Origin of the sequence: uncultured Bacteroides sp. (assembly GCF_910578895.1) — a bacterium.
GTDB lineage: Bacteria > Bacteroidota > Bacteroidia > Bacteroidales > Bacteroidaceae > Bacteroides.
In genome coordinates, this window is record NZ_CAJTSC010000001.1 from 236,107 (window position 1) to 256,676 (window position 20,570).

Below are 20,570 nucleotides of genomic sequence, written 5' to 3' on the forward strand. Positions count from 1 at the left end.
ATGACAAAGCGGCAAATATAAGAATGTTGGACCGATTGAAAGGAAAAGACAAATGAGTGTAGAGCCCGATAAATGGGGAGTAATCTATAACCCCAAAGCCGGAACGCGCAAAGTGCAGAAACGGTGGAAAGAGATTAAAGCATATATGGACGGCAAAGGCGTGTCTTATGACTACGTGCAGTCCGAAGGGTTTGGCTCAGTAGAGCGTCTGGCGGGCATACTTGCCAACAACGGCTACCGTACCATTGTCGTTGTAGGCGGTGACGGCGCACTGAACGACGCAATCAACGGCATCATGCTTTCCGGTGCGGAGAATAAAGAAAACATAGCGGTCGGCATTATCCCCAACGGCATAGGAAATGACTTTGCCAAATATTGGGGGATGAGCGCGGAATACAAGGAAGCCGTAGATTGCATCATCAACAACCGCCGCCGCAAAATAGATGTCGGCACATGCTACTACTACGACGGCAAAGAGCATAAAACCCGTTATTTCCTCAATGCCATCAACATTGGACTCGGAGCCAGGATTGTAAAAATCACCGACCAATGCAAACGCTTCTGGGGTGTAAAGTTCCTTTCTTATCTCATGGCATTTATCTCCTTGATATTTGAGCGAAAGCTGTATCGCATGCACCTTAAGATAAACGGTGAACATATACGCGGACGCATCATGACGGTGTGCATAGGCAGCACATGGGGATACGGCCAGGTGCCCAGTGCAGTGCCCTACAACGGTTGGCTGGATGTTTCGGTCATCTATCGTCCGGAATTATTGCAACTCTTTTCAGGGATATGGATGCTGATGGAAGGAAGAATCCTGAACCATAAAGTGGTAAAGCCCTATCGCACCCAAAAGATAAAAGTGCTGCGTGCACAGAACGCTTCCGTCGATTTGGACGGACGTATCCTCGACCGCCATTTCCCATTGGACATCGGGGTGCTGCACGAAGCGATAACCTTGATTATCCCCGCCTAAAAACGATATCGTGGTTTCAGAATTTTAGATTTCTGATTTTAGATTTCTGATTTCATAAATTCAAAATCGAAAGCCAAAGCCCTGAAACCAGGAAATCTAAATTCTGAAATCTAAATTCTGAAATCTGAAATTCTGAAATTATAACTAATTCAAAACCCCATAAAGTATGCTTGAACTGAAAAATAATCCTGCCGGAAACTTCTTTCTCTTGGCAGGCCCGTGTGTGATTGAAGGAGAAGATATGGCAATGCGCATTGCCGAACGCATAGTAAACATCACCGGGAAACTGCAAATCCCCTATGCCTTCAAAGGTTCTTACCGCAAAGCCAACCGTTCGCGTTTAGACTCGTTTACGGGCATAGGCGATGAAAAAGCACTGAAAATCCTGAAGAAAGTACACGACACGTTCGGAGTGCCCACCGTGACAGACATCCACGCCGCAGAGGAAGCGGCTATGGCAGCCGAATATGTTGATATCCTGCAAATCCCCGCTTTCCTCTGCAGACAAACCGACCTGCTGGTAGCCGCCGCCAAGACCGGCAAGACCGTTAATATAAAGAAAGGGCAATTCCTCTCCCCGCTTGCCATGCAGTTTGCAGCCGACAAAGTGGTGGAAGCCGGAAACAGGAAGGTTATGATTACAGAGCGCGGAACGACCTTCGGCTACCAGGATCTTGTGGTGGATTACCGCGGAATACCCGAAATGCAGACTTTCGGCTTCCCCGTCATACTGGACGTCACCCACTCCCTGCAGCAGCCCAACCAAACCAGCGGCGTCACCGGCGGCATGCCGCAACTGATTGAGACCATAGCAAAGGCAGGCATCGCCACAGGTGCGGACGGACTGTTCATCGAGACACACGAAAACCCTGCCGTAGCCAAAAGCGACGGTGCCAACATGCTGAAGCTGGATTTGCTGGAGGGACTTTTAACCAAACTGGTACGTATCCGCCAAGCCATCAAATAAAAAGAGAGGGTATTTTTGTGATTTATCATTTACCGCTCCGACAGATACAGTAAAACATTTTAAAAACCAAATAATGATGAAACATTTATTACGTAACTTATGGATAGTCGCACTGATCGTATGTTGCAACTTCCAGCAGGCATCTGCACAGCAACTGCCGCCCATTCCTATCGACCCAGCTGTCCGCATCGGCAAACTGGACAACGGATTAACCTATTATATCCGAAAAAACAATCTTCCCGCCAACCGCGCAGACTTCTATATCGCCCAGAAAGTAGGTTCCATACAGGAAGAGGATAACCAACGCGGTCTTGCCCACTTCCTCGAACACATGTGCTTTAACGGCACCACCCACTTCCCCGGCAACTCCCTGATACAGTATCTGGAACGTATCGGCGTGAAATTCGGCGAGAACCTGAACGCATACACCTCCATAGACGAAACGGTCTATAATATCTCCAATGTACCAGTCAACACTCCCGGAGCCATCGACTCCTGCCTGCTCATCCTGCACGACTGGAGCAACGACCTCACGCTGGACGCAAAGGAAATAGACAAGGAGCGCGGCGTCATCAACGAAGAGTGGCGCACACGCATGAGTGCCATGCAGCGTTTCCAGGAAAAGATGCTCCCTGCCATGTTTGCCGGAACCAAATACGCCAACTGTTTCCCCATCGGGACAATGGATGTCGTAATGAATTTCAAGCCTCAAACCTTAAGAGACTATTATGAGAAATGGTACCGCCCCGACTTGCAAGGCATAGTCGTTGTGGGTGACATCGACGTGGATGCCATCGAGGCACTGATTAAAAAGATGTTTGCCGACATTCCCGCCCAACCGGACGGCGCCAAGCGCGAATATTATCCTGTAAACGACAACAAGGAGCCTATCGTACTGGTTACCAATGACAAGGAGCAGCCATACGTGCAAGCCTTCATCTTCAACAAGCACGAGGCAACTCCCCGCGAAGAGAAAGGCAACGTAGGCTATCTGATGCAAGACTATGCGGCAACCCTTGCCACCACCATGCTGAATGCACGTCTGAACGAGTTGCTGCAAGCAGCCAACCCGCCTTACATCTATGCAGCGACCTACGATGACGACTTCTTCGTGGCAAAGACCAAAGATTCCTTCACCGGCATTGTAGTCTGCAAGGAAGATGCCATTGAAAACGGCATTTCAACCATTCTCCGCGAGATAGAGCGCGCACGCCAGTTCGGATTTACCGAAACCGAATACAACCGTGCCCGTGCCGAATACCTGCGCCATCTGGAATCCGCTTTCCAGGAACGCGACAAGCGCAAGAACGAAAGCTACGTGAAGGAATACGTCCGCCACTTCCTCGACAACGAACCCATCCCGGGAATTGCCACCGAATATGCCATCATCAACCAGATAGCGCCGAACATTCCGGTGGCAGCCCTCAACCAGATGATGCAACAGATGGTGACGGACAGCAACCAGGTGATAGCCCTGTTCGGTCCTCAGAAAGAGGGTCTGAAACTCCCGACAGAGGCAACCATCCTGAATCTGCTGAAAGAAGTAAAGGCGGAGAAACTTACTCCGTACGTGGACAAGGTTTCCGACGAACCTTTGATGAAAGAAGCTCCGAAAGGCGGCAAAATCGTTTCGGAAAAGAACGACGGCATTTTCGGAACAACGGTGCTGACATTGTCCAACGGCGTCAAGGTCATCATCAAGAAGACCGACTTCAAAGCTGACGAAATCCGCATGAAAGGCGTAAGCATGGGTGGCAGCTCCCTCTTCCCCGACTCGGAAATCATCAACATCAACGGACTGGATGCGGTGGCATTGGGCGGTCTGGGCAATTTCAGCGCCATCGAGCTGGAAAAAGTCCTGGCAGGCAAAAAGGCTTCCGTAAGCTATGGCATCGGCGACAAGACAGAAACCGTTGCCGGCAGCTGCTCTCCCAAAGATTTCGAAACAATGATGCAGCTCACTTACCTGACGTTCACAGCTCCGAGACGCGACAATGACGCCTTCGCATCTTACAAGAACCGCAGCAAAGCCGAACTGCAGAATATGGATTTGAACCCGAACTCCTCCTTCCGCGACTCTATCACGTCCGGCCTCTACATGAACCACCCCAGAACCCTGAGAATGAAAGCCGACATGGTAGACAAGATGGATTATGACAAAATCCTGTCCATGTATCAAGACCGCTTCAAGGACGCCAGCGACTTTACCTTCATTTTAGTGGGAAATGTCGATGTGGAAGCCGTGAAGCCCCTGATAGAATCCTACTTAGGTGCGTTGCCTTCCATCAACCGCAAAGAGACGTTCAAGGACAACCACATCGCAATGCGCAAGGGCGTATACAAGAACGAGTTCATCCGCACGCAGGAGACTCCGAAGGTAAACAACTTCATCTGCTACAGCGGCACCTGCCGATACAGCCTCCGCAACGACATTCTTATGAGCATGACCGGACAGCTTCTCGAACTTATCTATACGGAGAAGGTACGCGAAGACGAAGGCGGCACATACGGCGTATACCCCATGGGGCAAATCATCAAATATCCTGCCGAGAGAGCCGTCCTGCAAATCTTCTTCAATACGGCTCCCGAAAAACAGGAGAAACTGATGAAGATTATCTATGCCGAAGCGGAAGCCTTCGCCAAGAACGGTCCCGATGAAGCCAGCCTGAACAAAGTGAAAGAGTACATGCTGAAGAAGCACAACGAAGACCTGAAGGAAAACGGCTACTGGCTGAACAGCATAGACGAATACCTGTATGCAGGCATCGATGCGGTGAAGGACTATGAGCAAATCGTCAACAGCATCACGGCAAAGGACGTACGGAAATTTGCCGACGACCTGCTGAAACAGAAGAACCGGACCACCGTTTCGATGATCAGCCCCGACAAGAAATAAGACATCAACTTCAGCATCGTAAAGTAGAGGTTTAGCATCCTAAAGTGGCACTTTAGCATCGCAGAGTAGCACTTTACACTCACAGGGCAGACCTCTATAAATTACAGTTTCCCCCAAAAGGCTGCGTTGTTCACGGAAGCAGCGCAGCCTTTTTCATATACACTAATCCATATCCATTATGAACCTCTTTATAGAATTGCGCAAGCACGGAAAGCTGGCAGCCAAGCGAAATCCGATGTACGAGAAGAACAAATTCGGAAAGTTCTGGATGTACTTCATGGCAGTGTTCTGGGCAGGCTATCTGGTGTTCTTCGGCACCACCTTCGCTTTTGCCTTCAACGACGGAGCAACCGAGGCATACCACGTCTTGAACAGCGGACTTATATTCGTTCTGTGCCTGGACTTCCTGATGCGTTTCCCGTTTCAGAAAACACCCACCCAAGAAGTAAAGCCCTATCTGCTGTTGCCGGTAAGGCGCAACCGCCTTATCGACTTTCTGCTGATACGTTCCGGATTGGACGGTTTCAACCTGATATGGCTGTTCTTTTTTGTCCCGTTCGCCATCATCAGCATTACCAAGTTTTACGGCATAACGGGAGTAGCCGCCTATAGCATCGGAATATGGCTGCTGATGGTGTTCAACAACTATTGGTTCCTGCTGTGCCGGACATTGATGAGCGAGCGTGTCTGGTGGGTAATCCTGCCCGTACTGGTGTACGGGACTATCGCCGCCGGCATGTTCATACCGGACAACAGCCCGCTGTTCGACTGGTCTACCGACTTGGGAGAAGGATTTATCCTGGGACACCCGTCCGCCTTCATCGGCATGTTTGCGGCAATCGCCGTGCTATGGTTCGTCAACCGCGAAGTGATGGGCAAGCTCGTCTACAACGAAATCAACAAAGTGGAAGACGTCAAGGTGAAGCACGTGTCCGAATACAAGTTCCTGGACCGCTACGGAGAAATCGGCGAATACATGCGGCTGGAACTGAAAATGCTGTTGCGCAACAAAATCTGCAAGACATCCCTGCGCACGTGTTTCCTGATAGTCGCAGGCTTTACCTGCGTCCTGAGTTTCACCGAAGCATACGACGGCAGAGGCATGAAAAACTTCATCATGATTTACAACTTCCTGATTTTCGGGCTTCTGTTCCTGTCGAGCCTGATGAGCTACGAAGGCAACTACATCGACGGGCTGATGAGCCGCAAAGAATCCATCTATACCCTGCTGCGTGCCAAATACACGTTGTACAGCATTGCCATCCTCATCCCGCTGCTCCTGATGATACCGGCAATGGCAACCGGCAAACTGTCCGTACTGAGCTGCATCGCCTGGGCCGTGTTCGTGGCCGGAGGCGTATATTTCTGCCTGTTCCAATTGGCGGTATACAACAACAAGACAATCGACCTGAACACCAAGATGACCAGCCGCCGGAACATGGGAAGCGGACTGCAGAACCTGATTTCCGGAGCGACATTCGGAGTCCCCTTTTTCCTGAACTTCATACTGACAAGCCTTTTCGGTCCCGACACCACCGCCTGGATACTGATTGCCATCGGCACAGGCTTTATACTGACTTCCCGCCTTTGGCTGAGAAACGTGTACCAACGCTTCATGAAGCGGCGCTACAAAAACATGGAAGGCTTCAGAGACAGCCGGCAGTAACAGCCCGCCAATCCCCCTAATTCAAAATTCATAATTCACAATTCAAATTCCCCCATAACTTTCAGCTATGATTTCGATAAACAACCTACAGAAGAAATTCGGCGCAAAGACAGCCGTAAACATTGACAGCTACACCATCAACAGCGGCGACATGCTGGGGCTGGTGGGCAACAACGGAGCCGGAAAGACCACCCTGTTCCGGCTCATACTGGACCTCCTGCAAGCCGACAACGGCAACGTCACCATCGGCGGCATAGACGTATGCAAGAGCGAAGAGTGGAAAAAGCATACCGGCGCCTTCATCGACGACGGCTTCCTGATAGACTACCTCACACCGGAGGAGTATTTCTATTTCATCGGCAAGATGTACGGCCTAAAAAAAGAAGAGGTGGACGGACGCATCGCTCCCTTCGAACGTTTCATGAACGGTGAAGTCATGGGACAGAAGAAGTTCATACGCAACTTCTCTGCCGGAAACAAGCAAAAGATAGGCATCATTTCCGCCATGCTGCACCATCCGCAACTGCTGATACTGGACGAGCCGTTCAACTTTCTGGACCCCAGCTCGCAATCCATCATCAAGCAACTGCTGAAAAAGTACAACGAGGAGCAGGGAGCCACCGTCATTATCTCCAGCCACAACCTGAATCATACGGTAGACGTGTGTCCGCGCATCGCCTTATTGGAGCACGGAGTCATCATCCGCGACATACAAAACGAAAACGATTCGGCGGAAAAAGAACTGGAAGCCTATTTCAATGTCAATGTGGAGGAAGACGGCGCCACGGCAAACGATGCGGACGAAAAGCAGGAAGCAAAAGAAACAACCACCATAGAGGAATGAACATGAAGCAAACCTTGCACTACATCATTGCGCTGGCAGGATTAGCGCTCTGCCTAAGCTCCTGCCGGACATCGGCCCCGCGTCTCGACTACAAAGCGTTGGCGCAGGCTTCCGTGCGCTTAGGCATGGACATCGAACTGGCGGACAACCACAAGCTGTACATCAACGCCGCCGAATGGATAGGCACCCCCTACCGCGCCGGCGGCGACAGCAAGCATGGGACGGATTGTTCCGGACTGGTGGCACAGCTTTACAGGAAAACCTACCGCATACGCCTGTCGCGCAGCACGGACAGACAGCTGAAGGAAAGCAACAGGATAGCCCGCCGCAACCTGCGCGAAGGCGACCTGGTGTTCTTCACCAGCCGGGCGTCCCGCAAGAAAGTCGCCCACGTAGGCATTTACCTGAAAGACGGCAAGTTCGTCCACGCCAGTACCAGCCGGGGAGTCATCGTGAGCAGCCTGAAGGAGAGATATTACACACAATACTGGCTGTGCGGCGGAAGAGTGAAGTAATTTTTCCCTAACTTTGCCGCAAAAAGGCAGATTTATGAATTATACCACCTACCTCTTCGACTTCGATTACACCCTTGCCGACTCCTCGCGCGGCATCGTCACCTGTTTCCGCAACGTACTGAACCGCCACGGATATACCCAGCCCACCGACGATGACATCAAGCGCACCATCGGCAAGACCCTGGAAGACTCTTTTTCCATCCTCTCCGGCGTGACCGACCCCCGGCAGCTTGCAGAACTGAAGAAAGAATACGTAAAAGAGGCAGACACGCACATGACCGTGAACACGGTGCTTTTCCTCGAAACCAAGTCCGTACTGATAGCATTGAAAGACTCCGGTGCCCGTATCGGCATCATCTCCACCAAGTTCCGCTACCGCATCCGGGAACTATTGGACCAGCACTTCCCCAACGACTTCCTGGACATCATCATCGGCGGAGAAGACGTGAAAACGCCCAAACCCTCTCCGGAAGGGTTGCTGCTCGCCATCAAGCAACTGCACGCCACCAAAGCCGAGACGCTGTACATCGGCGACAGCACGGTAGACGCGGAAACCGCACAAAAGGCAGGGGTGGATTTTGCAGGCATCACGCACGGCATGACCACCGCCGAAGAGCTGCAGCGCTATCCGCACAAGAAGATAATGGACAGCCTGGAAGAATTACTGGAACGGGAACCACTGCCCGCTGCCGCCGCTCCGAAGCGCATAAGCCTACGGAGCATCGCACTTCTATTGGTTCTCCTTGCCGCGTTAGCCGCGCTCTTTTTCATCCACCTGCTTTATCTTTGAGTCCGGAATCTCACACGGCATTTTCATATACGGAAGTTATCGGGAGCCGGAAGGAGTCATCGCCCTTCGGGCTTGGAGTTACAAGCCGACAGCCCTGCTGATGTATAACGATACTGTCGGCATCCGACTCCCTTTAACTCCCGGCAACTCCCTTAAATGAAAGAACCGTGTGGCGGACGATGTGAAAGCCAACCGGCTCCGCTTCATGACAAAAAGAGGGAAAAACCGTTCTTTTACTTACTCCATCCCCTGCCCCTTTCTTCCGAAACAGGAGCGGCTTGCATAAAACGCGGATACGCATGCGCTTTTCCCCGATAAAAATGCACCGTTTATGCGGAAAACCGTTTTTTCTCCCGGCAGACACAAGTGTTTCAGCCGAGAGACATTAGTGTCTGACGCAAGCGGCATTAATGTCTGTCACGATAGACACTAATGTCCATCACGAGCGGCATTAATGCCGCTCGCCGCAGACGTCAATATCCGGAAAACGGGATGCCCGCACAGGGCATTTCCGGCGTTTTTCCGTGCTGGTTGGTTTGTAAGGATTTCGCTATCGCACTGGGTATATGCAAGATGAACGTTTTCCGTTTCGTTTTTTCCGGCAGGCAGCACATCGGGACGGAAACAGGCGATTCTGCGGCGCCGGAAAATACAAACTGTCAGAATGTACAGGCGCAACACAGCTTTTGCATTTTAAAGGAGTTCGAGAAGTCAAAAGGAGTCCTCAGCCGCCAAGCCGGCTGAGGAGTTAAAGCCGATACTTCTATAACAATATCATACACAAGAGTACCGGCACCGGCTCCTTTAACTCCCCTGACGAGGCGATGCGAAGGGATAACTCCTCTAACTCCTTTTTTCTCCCCTCCAACTCCCCTCAATGAAAAAGCCGTGTCCTTAAATGAAAAAGCGGTGAAAAAGAAGAGAAAACATTTGTCTGTTCCGAATAAAAGAAGTACTTTTGTGCCCGATTATTCCGCACCGGGTTCAACCAAGTGCTTTCTAAGTGATTAGAGACCACCCGACGGAGCTAACTTATACATTATATATAAGAAATGTACGCAATTGTAGAAATCAACGGTCAGCAATTCAAAGCAGAAGCTGGCAAGAAACTGTTTGTACACCACATGCAAAACGCTGAAGCAGGTGCGACAGTAGAATTCGAGAAAGTTCTTTTGGTAGACAAAGACGGCAACATCACAGTAGGTGCTCCTACGGTAGAAGGCGCAAAGGTAGTTTGCGAAGTTGTTTCCGGCTTGGTAAAAGGCGACAAGGTTCTTGTTTTCCACAAGAAAAGAAGAAAAGGTTACCGCAAGTTGAACGGTCACCGTCAGCAATTCACAGAGTTAACAATCAAGGAAGTAGTAGCTTAATCAATTAAAACAGTAAGAAGAAATGGCACATAAAAAAGGTGTCGGTAGTTCTAAGAACGGCCGCGAATCACAGAGTAAGAGATTAGGCGTGAAGATATTTGGTGGCGAAGCTTGCAAGGCAGGCAACATCATCGTTCGTCAAAGAGGTACTGAATTCCACCCGGGTGAAAACATCGGTATGGGCAAGGACCACACTCTTTTCGCTTTGGTAGACGGAACTGTACAGTTCAAAGTAGGTAAGGCAGACAGACGTTCTGTGTCTGTTATCCCTGTTGAAAACGCAGAAGCATAAGTTTCCGTACAAGAAATAAGGAAAAAAGGATGCAATCCTCTCGGGTTGCATCCTTTTCTTTTTATATACTCCGCAGCAAATATCTTGTAAAACCTTTTGCCTGTACTGAAAAAAAACATATTTTTGACAGCAACAGCATAAAGCATACAAACACATACCTAACTCTATCAGCATGAAACACCAATACTACCTCCTTGCACTCCTTTTCCTATTCTGTTCGTGCAGCCGGAACAAAAGCGGGAAAAACGAAATACAGATTTCCGGAAACATATCCGCCGACAGCATGCAAACCATAAAGGTAGAAGTGGAGGATTACAACTTCGAGCATTTGGGCAATTATCTCAAAGCGGTTTCTTACGTCCGCCTGGCTTCCGACCCTTTAGTGGGCGCCGTAGAAGAAATACAAATCAAAAACGACAGGATTTATCTTCGAGACAACCTGAAACGGATTATCTGCTACGACATGCAGGGGCGTTTCATCTTCAAGATAGACGCCGTAGGAGCCGGACCGGGAGAATATACAAACATCAACGCCTTTGCCGTAAACGAGAGAGACAAAGAGCTGGTGATTTACGACAACCTGAGGACTACGCTCCTATACTACAACTCCGACAACGGAAAACACTTCAATACAAAGAAGTTCCCCAAGCCCACCCCTGCTGCAATGGCCTCGTCGGGCGGAGTCTACTACTACGACAACCCGTATCACAACAACTATCCCAAAGACAGCACGCTCCACCACTCGCTGTTCCTATCGAAAAACGGAACGGATATGGAGCAAAGCTACTTCCCGCACAACCGGGCAGAAGCCGATTATCATTTCCGCGCCACTCCCCAGCCGTTCAGCTACAACGGCTCTTCGCTCTACTATTGCAGGAATTTCGACAACATAGTGTACGAACTAAGCCCCGGCGGGCTAAAAGCTCTTTATGAGATAGAACTTCCCAACCCGCTGCCGTTCGCAAAGATTGAAGAAAAAATACATCCGATGGAACTCATAAAATCGGCATATTCGCTGGGGATAGAAAACATCTACAAATGCGGGCACCTGCTCTATTTCGAATTCACCAAAGACGGCTACATACAAATAGCCCTCTATGACTTGTCTGCACGGAAACAGATATATTGCGGAAAAAAGCTGGAGGACAAAGCCGGAAAAGAGGTGCCGGTGCACAGGCTTATCAACGGAACATACGGCAACCGCTTCTGGGGCTACCTCACGCCCGAGACCATTGACAGAACCATGTCCGCCGAACCCCACAAGGAGTATCCCGAAGCGTTACGCAACTACAATCCGGACTCGGACAACCCGGTCATCGTATTCTACGAAGTGGTGAAACAGGCTTTTCGGTAAAGAGGGCGCAAACAGGCAGGCAACACAAAAAGATACCTGCTTATTTTTGTATTACCTGCTTTTGCACTATCTTTGCCTAAAAATCAGAGTATCATAAAAACAAGTATAAGATATGCTTACCATTAGACAGATTACAGAAAACACCGACGCCGTGCTGCGCGGGCTGGAAAAAAAGCATTTCAAGAATGCGAAAGAGACCATCGGACAGGTGCTCGACTTCAATGACAAAAGAAAAGCCAATCAGACCCTCTTAGATAAGAACCTGGCGGAAGCCAACGCCCTCTCCAAATCCATCGGACAGCTGATGAAGGAAGGCAAGAAAGAAGAAGCGGAAACCGCCAAGAACCGCGTGGCGGAACTGAAAGAAGCCAACAAGGAGCTGCAAGCCAATATGGACCAAGCCGCCACGGACATGCAGAACCTGCTCTACACCATCCCCAACATCCCTTACGACAGTGTGCCCGAAGGCACATGTGCCGAAGACAACGTGGTGGAGAAAATGGGCGGCATGGAGACGGAGCTTCCCAAAGACGCACTGCCCCACTGGGAACTTGCCAAGAAGTACGACCTGATAGACTTCGACCTCGGTGTTAAAATCACCGGCGCAGGTTTTCCCGTGTACAAGGGCAAAGGGGCGCAACTGCAACGCGCACTTATCAACTTCTTCCTGGACGAAGCCCGCAAGTCCGGCTATACGGAGATTATGCCGCCCACAGTGGTGAATGCCGCTTCCGGCTACGGCACAGGCCAGCTGCCCGACAAAGAGGGGCAGATGTATCACTGCGAAGTAGACGACCTGTACCTTATCCCGACAGCCGAAGTGCCCGTGACGAACATCTACCGCGATGTCATCCTCGACGAGAAGCAGCTTCCCATCAAGAACTGCGCCTACACGCAATGCTTCCGCCGCGAAGCCGGCTCATACGGCAAGGATGTACGCGGCCTGAACCGCCTGCACGAGTTCTCCAAAGTGGAGTTGGTGCGCATCGACAAGCCGGAGCACAGCAAAGAGTCTCACCAGGAAATGCTGGACCACGTGGAAGGCTTGTTGCAAAAACTCGAACTGCCCTACCGCATCCTGCGTCTCTGTGGCGGCGACATGAGTTTCACCGCTGCCCTCTGCTTCGACTTCGAGGTATATTCCGAAGCACAAAAGCGCTGGCTGGAGGTAAGTTCCGTATCCAATTTCGACACTTACCAGGCCAACCGCCTGAAATGCCGCTACCGCACAGCCGAAAAGAAAACGGAACTCTGCCACACGCTGAACGGTTCCGCCCTGGCGTTGCCGCGCATCGTAGCCGCCCTGCTGGAAAACAACCAGACTCCGGAAGGCATCCGCATACCGAAAGCGCTGGTGCCGTATACGGGATTTGAAATGATTGACTAAATGAAAGAGATTGATTGACTAAGGCAAGGATGAACAAACGCCTTGTCAAAATCAAAAACAAGCCGAACAGTATCCCCACGGGGAGATAATCAATAATGTGTGCATTTCCGTTTGCAAGCCAACTTACAGGATTGGGCTTACCAATGGAAATGCACATCTTTTTTGTCCCAAGGGGCGAATGCCGCAAAACACCGTTTCTCCTATCCATCCGCTCACCTTTCAGGCACAGGCATACGGCTCTTCCATTAAAAAAAAGTTATCGCCCTTCGGGCTGAGGGGTTAAAAGCCGATATCCCTGTTGATGTATGGCGATACACTATCGGCATACAACTCCCTTTTGCTCCCGATGCCTCCCATAACTCCCCTAAATGAAAAAGCCGTGGCACAGACATATCTTTTTCCGTTACATTCTTTGTTATTAACAAATAACCCGTATCTTTGCAAAATCTATCATTCTGAAAGGAATTACGTAATTACACAAACAAAATTATAAGATAATGAATAAAATCATTAGCAAAGAACATTTTTCGGAAAAGGTCTTCAAGTTAGTTATTGAAGCGCCGTTGATTGCCCAATCACGCAAGGCAGGACACTTTGTAATAGTACGTGTAGGCGAAAAGGGCGAGCGCATGCCGCTCACCATAGCCGCTGCCGACCCCGCGAAGGGAACTATCACTTTGGTGGTGCAGGAAGTGGGGCTTTCGTCTACCCGTTTGTGCGAACTGAACGAGGGCGACTACATCACCGATGTGGTGGGTCCGCTGGGACAAGCCACCCACATCGAGAACTTCGGAACCGTTGTTTGTGCCGGCGGCGGCGTGGGCGTGGCTCCGATGCTGCCTATCGTACAGGCACTGAAGGCTGCCGGCAACCGTGTGATTACGGTATTGGCAGGACGCACCAAAGAGCTGATTATCCTTGAGAAGGAGATGCGGGAAAGCTCCGACGAGGTCATTATCATGACCGACGACGGCTCGTACGGCAAGAAAGGATTGGTGACGGAAGGCGTGGAAGAGGTCATCAAGCGAGAGAAGGTGGACAAATGCTTCTGCATCGGTCCTGCCATCATGATGAAATTTGTTTGTTTGCTGACGAAGAAATACGAAATACCTACCGATGTGTCCCTGAACACGATTATGGTAGACGGCACAGGCATGTGCGGTGCCTGCCGCATCACAATCGGGGGCAAGACCAAATTTGTATGTGTGGACGGACCTGAGTTCGACGGGCATCAAGTGGACTTTGACGAAATGCTGAAGCGCATGGGTGCGTTCAAGAGCATCGAACGCGAGGAAATGCACAAGCTGGAAGAACCGCAGGCCACCTGCCACGCCACCGGAGAAAACCAGGGCGAGACAGACGAAAAGAGCCGCAACGCCACCTGGCGCCAGGAACTGCGCAAGGCGATGAAGCCGAAAGAGCGCACCGCCATTCCCCGCGTGGAAATGAACGAGCTGGATGCCGAATACCGCTCGCACAGCCGTAAGGAAGAAGTCAACCAGGGCTTGACGGAAGCGCAGGCACTGACCGAAGCGAAGCGCTGCCTGGACTGTGCCAACCCGGGTTGCACGCAAGGTTGTCCCGTAGGCATAGACATTCCCCGCTTCATCAAGAACATAGAGCGCGGCGAGTTTCTGGAAGCCGCCAAGACGCTGAAAGAGACCAGCGCACTGCCCGCTGTCTGCGGCCGCGTATGTCCGCAGGAGAAACAGTGTGAATCGAAATGTATCCACCTGAAGATGAACGAGAAGCCTGTAGCTATCGGCTATCTGGAACGTTTTGCCGCAGACTACGAACGCGAAAGCGGACAAATCTCCGTGCCGGAAATCAAGCAGAAGAACGGCATCAAGGTGGCTGTTATCGGTTCGGGACCCGCAGGCCTGTCCTTTGCGGGAGATATGGCGAAGTATGGCTACGATGTCACCGTGTTCGAGGCACTGCACGAAATAGGCGGCGTGCTGAAATACGGCATCCCTGAGTTTCGCCTGCCCAACAAGGTGGTGGACGTCGAGATAGAGAACCTTGCCAAAATGGGTGTGGCGTTCGTCAAGGATTGCATCATCGGCAAGACTCTCAGCGTGGAGCAACTGGAAGAAGAGGGCTTCAAAGGCATCTTCGTTGCTTCCGGTGCCGGATTGCCGAACTTCATGAACATCCCCGGTGAGAACTCCATCAACATCCTATCGTCCAACGAATACCTGACGCGTGTCAACCTGATGGATGCTGCCAGTGAGGATTCAGACACGCCGGTGCCTTTCGGCAAATGCGTGGCAGTCATCGGCGGCGGCAACACGGCTATGGACTCTGTCCGTACAGCACGCCGCCTGGGTGCGGAACGTGCCATGATTATTTACCGCCGTTCGGAAGAGGAAATGCCCGCACGTGTGGAGGAAGTGAAGCACGCCAAAGAAGAAGGTGTAGAGTTCCTGACCCTGCACAACCCGATAGAGTACATTGCCGACGAACAGGGAAAAGTGAAGCAGGTTGTGCTCCAGAAAATGGAACTGGGCGAACCCGATGCCAGCGGACGCCGCAGCCCCGTGCCCATTCCGGGGGCTACCGAGACGATTGATATAGATTTGGCAATTGTCAGCGTAGGCGTATCGCCCAATCCTATCGTACCCAGCTCCATCAAGGGACTCGAACTGGGCCGTAAAGGAACGATTGCCGTAAACGACAGCATGCAGTCGTCCATACCTGCCATTTATGCAGGCGGCGACATTGTACGAGGCGGCGCTACCGTAATCCTTGCTATGGGCGACGGCAGAAAGGCAGCGGCGGCAATGAACGAGCAACTGGCGGGTTCCGGAAATTAAAGCCGGCACTTCTGCCTATTAAGCATTGACGATTAATTATCATTGGATATGATATCGAATAAGGTTTAGGGCATTGATAACCGAATGCCCTATTCCTTATCCTACATCCCCCTCTTGAATATCTGTCATTTGGAACGCAGGGAGGAGCATACTTTAATGATGTAATCCAAAAAGGTTTCGGGCAAGACCAATCTACTCTCTTTATGTATGTGTATAGAAAAGAGTTTCTTCACTATACACTGAATGAGAGACAAATAGAAACAAAACGTCCCGTTTGCCAAATGGCAAACGGGACGTTTTGTTTCTATCTCTGGGCTAAAGGACCTTACTTCACCACCTTGTTCGTCACCGGATCGGGGAATATCACCGTCGGCTTAAACGTCTTGGCTTCTTCAAAGTCCAGCAGTGCGTACGACATGATAATAACGATATCGTCCGGTTGAACCCTACGGGCAGCCGCACCATTCAGGCAGATTTTTCCTGAACCGCGTTCGCCCTTAATGATGTAAGTTTCAAAACGCTCGCCGTTATTATTGTCGGCGATGTACACCTTTTCGCCTGCAATCATGTTAGCGGCATCCATCAGATCCTCGTCAATTGTGATGCTTCCCATGTAGTTGAGGTTAGCTTCCGTGACGCGGGCACAATGGATTTTCGACTTCAACACTTCAATCATCATAAGATTGGCTTTTTTTATGTTTATTACTCCTTATACTTGATATTGTCAATCAGGCGGACCTCACCGCAGAATACCGTGATGCAACCCACGGCATACGAAGTCTCTTCCCAACCGGCAATCTTCTGCAACGTGTTGCCATCCACCAACTCGAAGTACTCCAGGCGCAAACCGGGAGCCGCCGCAATGGCGTCTTCCACAAACCGCTGTGTCTCATCAACCGTATGCGAAGCCGCAAAGGTACGACTTTCAAATAAAGTCTGCGAAATTTTTAAAGCATTTTTGCGTTCTTCGGCAGACAAACGGGCGTTACGGCTGCTCAAAGCCAAGCCATCCTCCTCGCGTACGATGGGACAGCCCACAATCTCCAACGGATAATTCATCCGGCGCACCATTTCGCGGATAACGGCAAGTTGCTGGAAATCCTTTTCACCGAAATATGCGCGGTCGGGCTGCACCGCATCAAACAGTTTGCTCACAATCTGGCATACACCGTTGAAGTGTCCCGGACGGAAAGCCCCCTCCATTACAGTGTCCAAAGGCGCATAGCTGAAGTGGCGGGTATCCGGTTCGGGATACATCTCCTCCACCGCAGGGGCAAAGACAAACGCCGCCCCACATGCCTCCAACAGGCGGCAATCCGCCTCCGGCGTACGGGGATATTTCACTAAATCGTTCTGATCGTTAAACTGGGTAGGATTTACAAAAACACTCACTACGGCGACATCGTTCTCTGCCACGCAACGCTTCACCAATGAAGCATGACCGGCATGCAAAGCCCCCATTGTAGGCACCAGCCCGACCTTCTTGCCCTGGGCTCTCATAGCCGCAAGTCCGGCTTGCAAGTCCTTGATAGTATGTACTATTTCCATTTTTATCGGTTATATAATAACTTGGTTGTTCGCAAAAGCGGTGCAAAATAAGCTATTATTTACCATATAAAGAAGAAATATCGTAAATTAATGCAAAAGTTCTCCCATAAGAAGAGAAGTAAGCGCATCTATTCCTTGTTGATATACAAGTAGTTAACAAATCATAAGGAATTATAGGCACCCCCGGTTTGCTTTATTGCCCGTTTTTTTTTATATCTTTGCAAAAAAAAGCGAAGAGAGGATTCACCTCGGCAATTCGTACAAGCCCGATTGCATCCGGTCCGTGTGCTCTCTTTGCCAAATAATCGAGAACATTGTTATTATGACAAAAGCGAACAAGGTTTTATTTATAACACAAGAAATTACCCCCTACGTTTCAGAATCCGAAATGTCCCTTGTTGGTAGAAACCTGCCGCAAGCAATCCAAGAAAAAGGCAGAGAAATCAGGACCTTCATGCCCAAGTGGGGAAACATCAACGAGCGCAGAAACCAGTTGCACGAAGTGATACGTCTCTCCGGCATGAATCTTATTATCGACGATACCGACCACCCGCTTATCATCAAAGTGGCTTCCATACAGTCTGCCCGCATGCAGGTCTACTTTATCGACAACGATGATTACTTCCAGAACCGCCTGCAGACAGTGGACGAAAACGGCGTCGAATATGAGGACAACGATGCACGCGCCATCTTCTATGCCCGCGGTGTGTTGGAAACGGTAAAAAAACTGCGCTGGTGTCCGGATGTTATCCACTGCCACGGTTGGATGACCGCGCTGGCACCGCTATATATCAAGAAAGCCTATAAAGACGAACCCTCTTTCAGGGATACGAAAGTTGTTTTCTCACTCTACGACAGCGACTTTAAAGAACCGTTTCATCCCGATTTTGCCAACAAGCTTCTCTTGAAAGGCATCAACAAGAAAGATGTTGCCAATTTGAAAGAACCGGTTGATTATACGGCTCTCTGCAAACTGGCGGTAGACTATTCCGACGGTGTCATCCAGCAGAGCGAACACGTCAACGAGGAGATTTTGGAATATGCCCGCCAAAACGGCAAGCCTGTCTTGGGCTATCAATCTCCCGACACGTTCGCAGATGCTTGCAACGACTTCTACGACCTGGTTTGGGGAGCAGGAAAAGAATAAAACTGATTTCAAGACGACACAATTATGAAAGTAAGATATTTAGGAATATTGCTTTTAGCACTCCTGGCTTTCTGCGGATGCGATGATAATACCGGAACCTTAGGTATGGACATGTTGCCCGATTCGGATGGCATTACCGCCCGAACAAAAACCTATCCTGTCACCACCGGTTCTTACCGTGCCGAAAAGGTCTATGCCAAAAGCAGCACAGGATATATAGGACGATTTTCCGATCCTTCCAAAGAGGGCTTCGGCAGCTACGAAGCCAGTTTCCTGACTGAGTTGAACTGTACGGAAGACTTCACCTTCCCTGCCGTATATCAAGAAAGCGCGGACGGGAAAAGCGGAAAAGGAACAATGGCAGGAGATTCGGTTGCAGCCATCCAGTTGGTTGTTTACTACTCCACTTGGTTCGGCGACTCGTTGAACGCTTGCCGAATGAGCGCCTACGAACTGGACAGCGCTTCTTGGGTAAATGTGCGCAAGAATCCGGCAGAATTCCGTTATACCAATATCAATGCCGAAAAATATTATGACGAAGCAACCGGTCTGTTGGGCAGAAAAGCCTATACCGCCTACGATACTTCCGTGCCCGACTCTGTGAGAAACGGAACGGATGCCAACGGAAACAGCCTTTATTATCCCAACATCGTCTTTCCGTTAGACAAGAAACGTGGAAATGATATCTTAGCAGCGAACAGAGCTTATCAAAAAGGAGAGAACAACTGGTTCGAGAATGCCGATAAGTTTATTGAGAATGTATTCCGAGGTGTGTACTTAAAGACGGACTACGGCAACGGAACCATTCTTTATGTAGACCGTGTGGACTTGCAAATGCAATTCCGTTTTCACTACGTAGACGAGAATACAGGACTTAAGTTGGTTAAGAAAGCTACCGACAAAAACGGTGTTGCCGGTTCTGACTCCTTATATTATAGTATAGCTACCGTATTCGCTTCTACAAAGGAAGTTATCCAAGCCAATAAATTCCAGAATGACTCTGAAGACATAGAGAACCGGCTGAAAGAAAAGGCACATACCTATCTGAAATCCCCGGAAGGTATATTTACGGAAGCTACCTTGCCATACGACCGGATTTATGAGGAGCTTACCAATGATACCCTCAATGCCGTAAAACTGACTTTCACTAATTACAATCAGGAAAGTAACAAGTATAAGTTCAGTATGAGCGCGCCTCAAACGGTTTTATTGATAAGAAAAAAAGATGTGGATACATTCTTTGAAGAAAACAAGGTGACCGATAACATAACATCATTTACAACCGCTCATAACAGTGCAGGTACCAACCAATATACGTTCAAGAATATAGCACGCTTGGTTTCCGCCTGCATCAACGAGAAGAAAGCTGCTAAACAAAAAGAAGGTTCATCGTGGGACGAAGATAAGTGGGAAGAGGAAAATCCCGATTGGGACAAGGTACTGCTTATTCCGGTATCCATAGCTTATGACACCAATAGCCAAAACCCTACCATCATCGGTATACAGCACGACCTGAAACCAAGCGTAGCCAAGTTGAAAGGCGGCAATCCGGATGAAGGCGGAAGTGAACTGGAAATAGAGGTGACATACACTTCTTTCAACTCTCATAAAAACCTGTAAAGACAGGTCTTCTCTCCCAAGAACAGAGAGGAAAAAGAGTTGCTGAAATGTAGAACATTACGGAGCTAAAGTAGAACTTTGCGAAGTTAAAGTAGAACTTTACAAATAAAAAACAGCAACTCTATATATTGCTTTCCGGCATGAACTCTTGCAGAGCAATAGTATATATAAAACATAAGCCCTCTATAAACCGTACAATCGTTTATAGAGGGCTTTGTTGTAAGAGTAGTATATATTGATACCTAAGCTTGCCCTCACTTAATCATTCATACTTAGAGCCTGTTTGAATTTTCTTCAAAAAGTTTTTCTTTAGCTTCTTTTGAGTTTCTTTCCGGTCTGTTTTCCTCTTTTTATTCGTCACATAGCCCGCTATGCTCCT

16 protein-coding genes and 1 pseudogene are annotated in these 20,570 nt (G+C 49.7%); 15 read left to right on the top strand and 2 right to left on the bottom strand.

Annotated elements, in window-relative coordinates; all coding sequences use genetic code 11:
• The first annotated feature begins 52 nt into the window (after window positions 1-52).
• The 13 genes and pseudogenes from QZ327_RS00755 to QZ327_RS00815 all read left to right on the top strand — a co-directional run bounded on the left by QZ327_RS00755 (window position 53) and on the right by QZ327_RS00815 (window position 15,876).
• On the top strand, window positions 53-979 hold the full coding sequence (locus QZ327_RS00755; RefSeq protein WP_294616277.1) for a diacylglycerol kinase family protein: 927 nt from the start codon (window positions 53-55) through the stop codon (window positions 977-979).
• A 166-nt stretch (window positions 980-1,145) separates the two neighbouring features.
• Entirely contained in the window at window positions 1,146-1,946 is an 801-nt protein-coding gene (kdsA, locus tag QZ327_RS00760) for a 3-deoxy-8-phosphooctulonate synthase (protein WP_294616279.1), read from the top strand.
• Window positions 1,947-2,022: 76 nt separating this feature from the next.
• Entirely contained in the window at window positions 2,023-4,842 is a 2,820-nt protein-coding gene (locus tag QZ327_RS00765) for a pitrilysin family protein (protein WP_294616280.1), read from the top strand.
• Window positions 4,843-5,020: 178 nt separating this feature from the next.
• The gene (locus QZ327_RS00770) at window positions 5,021-6,508 is read left to right on the top strand and encodes a DUF5687 family protein (RefSeq protein WP_294616281.1); all 1,488 of its coding nucleotides are present in this window, start codon (window positions 5,021-5,023) and stop codon (window positions 6,506-6,508) included.
• Window positions 6,509-6,575: 67 nt separating this feature from the next.
• Complete coding sequence (locus QZ327_RS00775; RefSeq protein WP_294616283.1) at window positions 6,576-7,352, top strand: ABC transporter ATP-binding protein; 777 nt, start codon at window positions 6,576-6,578, stop codon at window positions 7,350-7,352.
• A gap of 2 nt (window positions 7,353-7,354) precedes the next feature.
• Window positions 7,355-7,867, top strand: coding sequence for a C40 family peptidase (locus tag QZ327_RS00780; RefSeq protein ID WP_294616318.1), 513 nt, complete (start codon window positions 7,355-7,357; stop codon window positions 7,865-7,867).
• Between the two features lie 34 nt (window positions 7,868-7,901).
• Window positions 7,902-8,609: pseudogene (locus tag QZ327_RS00785) on the top strand (HAD family hydrolase); the annotation flags it as partial.
• Window positions 8,610-9,089: 480 nt separating this feature from the next.
• Complete coding sequence (locus tag QZ327_RS00790) at window positions 9,090-9,401, top strand: hypothetical protein (RefSeq protein ID WP_294616287.1); 312 nt, start codon at window positions 9,090-9,092, stop codon at window positions 9,399-9,401.
• Window positions 9,402-9,709: 308 nt separating this feature from the next.
• Window positions 9,710-10,027, top strand: a complete 318-nt coding sequence (gene rplU / locus QZ327_RS00795) for a 50S ribosomal protein L21 (protein WP_009122535.1) — start codon at window positions 9,710-9,712, stop codon at window positions 10,025-10,027.
• Window positions 10,028-10,049: 22 nt separating this feature from the next.
• Window positions 10,050-10,319 carry a 50S ribosomal protein L27 gene (gene rpmA / locus QZ327_RS00800; RefSeq protein WP_294616295.1) on the top strand — a complete coding sequence of 90 codons (270 nt, stop codon included), beginning with the start codon at window positions 10,050-10,052 and terminating at the stop codon, window positions 10,317-10,319.
• 172 nt (window positions 10,320-10,491) lie between these two features.
• Complete coding sequence (locus QZ327_RS00805; RefSeq protein ID WP_294616297.1) at window positions 10,492-11,673, top strand: 6-bladed beta-propeller; 1,182 nt, start codon at window positions 10,492-10,494, stop codon at window positions 11,671-11,673.
• A gap of 112 nt (window positions 11,674-11,785) precedes the next feature.
• Window positions 11,786-13,060 (top strand): serine--tRNA ligase, encoded by a 1,275-nt coding sequence (gene serS / locus QZ327_RS00810; protein WP_294616298.1) that lies wholly within the window; start codon window positions 11,786-11,788, stop codon window positions 13,058-13,060.
• Window positions 13,061-13,557: 497 nt separating this feature from the next.
• Window positions 13,558-15,876 carry a bifunctional dihydroorotate dehydrogenase B NAD binding subunit/NADPH-dependent glutamate synthase gene (locus tag QZ327_RS00815; protein WP_294616299.1) on the top strand — a complete coding sequence of 773 codons (2,319 nt, stop codon included), beginning with the start codon at window positions 13,558-13,560 and terminating at the stop codon, window positions 15,874-15,876.
• Window positions 15,877-16,201: 325 nt separating this feature from the next.
• On the opposite strand, the gene panD is transcribed toward QZ327_RS00815, so the two are convergent.
• Together panD and panC are read right to left on the bottom strand one after the other, a co-directional pair.
• The gene (gene panD / locus QZ327_RS00820; RefSeq protein ID WP_294616300.1) at window positions 16,202-16,555 is read right to left on the bottom strand and encodes an aspartate 1-decarboxylase; all 354 of its coding nucleotides are present in this window, start codon (window positions 16,553-16,555) and stop codon (window positions 16,202-16,204) included.
• Between the two features lie 23 nt (window positions 16,556-16,578).
• Window positions 16,579-17,424 (bottom strand): pantoate--beta-alanine ligase, encoded by an 846-nt coding sequence (gene panC, locus QZ327_RS00825; RefSeq protein ID WP_294616302.1) that lies wholly within the window; start codon window positions 17,422-17,424, stop codon window positions 16,579-16,581.
• A 322-nt stretch (window positions 17,425-17,746) separates the two neighbouring features.
• Here panC and QZ327_RS00830 point away from each other — a divergent pair, with 322 nt between their 5' ends.
• Both QZ327_RS00830 and QZ327_RS00835 read left to right on the top strand, forming a co-directional pair.
• Window positions 17,747-18,571 (top strand): glycogen/starch synthase, encoded by an 825-nt coding sequence (locus QZ327_RS00830; protein WP_294616303.1) that lies wholly within the window; start codon window positions 17,747-17,749, stop codon window positions 18,569-18,571.
• A 24-nt stretch (window positions 18,572-18,595) separates the two neighbouring features.
• Window positions 18,596-20,191 carry a DUF4270 domain-containing protein gene (locus QZ327_RS00835; RefSeq protein WP_294616305.1) on the top strand — a complete coding sequence of 532 codons (1,596 nt, stop codon included), beginning with the start codon at window positions 18,596-18,598 and terminating at the stop codon, window positions 20,189-20,191.
• Window positions 20,192-20,570: the final 379 nt, after the last annotated feature.

Coding starts and splice junctions, on each gene's coding strand:
- QZ327_RS00755 (WP_294616277.1), top strand. CDS start 53: ATGAGTGTAGAGCCCGATAAATGGGGAGTAATCTATAACCCCAAAGCC.
- kdsA (WP_294616279.1), top strand. CDS start 1,146: ATGCTTGAACTGAAAAATAATCCTGCCGGAAACTTCTTTCTCTTGGCA.
- QZ327_RS00765 (WP_294616280.1), top strand. CDS start 2,023: ATGAAACATTTATTACGTAACTTATGGATAGTCGCACTGATCGTATGT.
- QZ327_RS00770 (WP_294616281.1), top strand. CDS start 5,021: ATGAACCTCTTTATAGAATTGCGCAAGCACGGAAAGCTGGCAGCCAAG.
- QZ327_RS00775 (WP_294616283.1), top strand. CDS start 6,576: ATGATTTCGATAAACAACCTACAGAAGAAATTCGGCGCAAAGACAGCC.
- QZ327_RS00780 (WP_294616318.1), top strand. CDS start 7,355: ATGAAGCAAACCTTGCACTACATCATTGCGCTGGCAGGATTAGCGCTC.
- QZ327_RS00790 (WP_294616287.1), top strand. CDS start 9,090: ATGTCCATCACGAGCGGCATTAATGCCGCTCGCCGCAGACGTCAATAT.
- rplU (WP_009122535.1), top strand. CDS start 9,710: ATGTACGCAATTGTAGAAATCAACGGTCAGCAATTCAAAGCAGAAGCT.
- rpmA (WP_294616295.1), top strand. CDS start 10,050: ATGGCACATAAAAAAGGTGTCGGTAGTTCTAAGAACGGCCGCGAATCA.
- QZ327_RS00805 (WP_294616297.1), top strand. CDS start 10,492: ATGAAACACCAATACTACCTCCTTGCACTCCTTTTCCTATTCTGTTCG.
- serS (WP_294616298.1), top strand. CDS start 11,786: ATGCTTACCATTAGACAGATTACAGAAAACACCGACGCCGTGCTGCGC.
- QZ327_RS00815 (WP_294616299.1), top strand. CDS start 13,558: ATGAATAAAATCATTAGCAAAGAACATTTTTCGGAAAAGGTCTTCAAG.
- panD (WP_294616300.1), bottom strand. CDS start 16,555: ATGATGATTGAAGTGTTGAAGTCGAAAATCCATTGTGCCCGCGTCACG.
- panC (WP_294616302.1), bottom strand. CDS start 17,424: ATGGAAATAGTACATACTATCAAGGACTTGCAAGCCGGACTTGCGGCT.
- QZ327_RS00830 (WP_294616303.1), top strand. CDS start 17,747: ATGACAAAAGCGAACAAGGTTTTATTTATAACACAAGAAATTACCCCC.
- QZ327_RS00835 (WP_294616305.1), top strand. CDS start 18,596: ATGAAAGTAAGATATTTAGGAATATTGCTTTTAGCACTCCTGGCTTTC.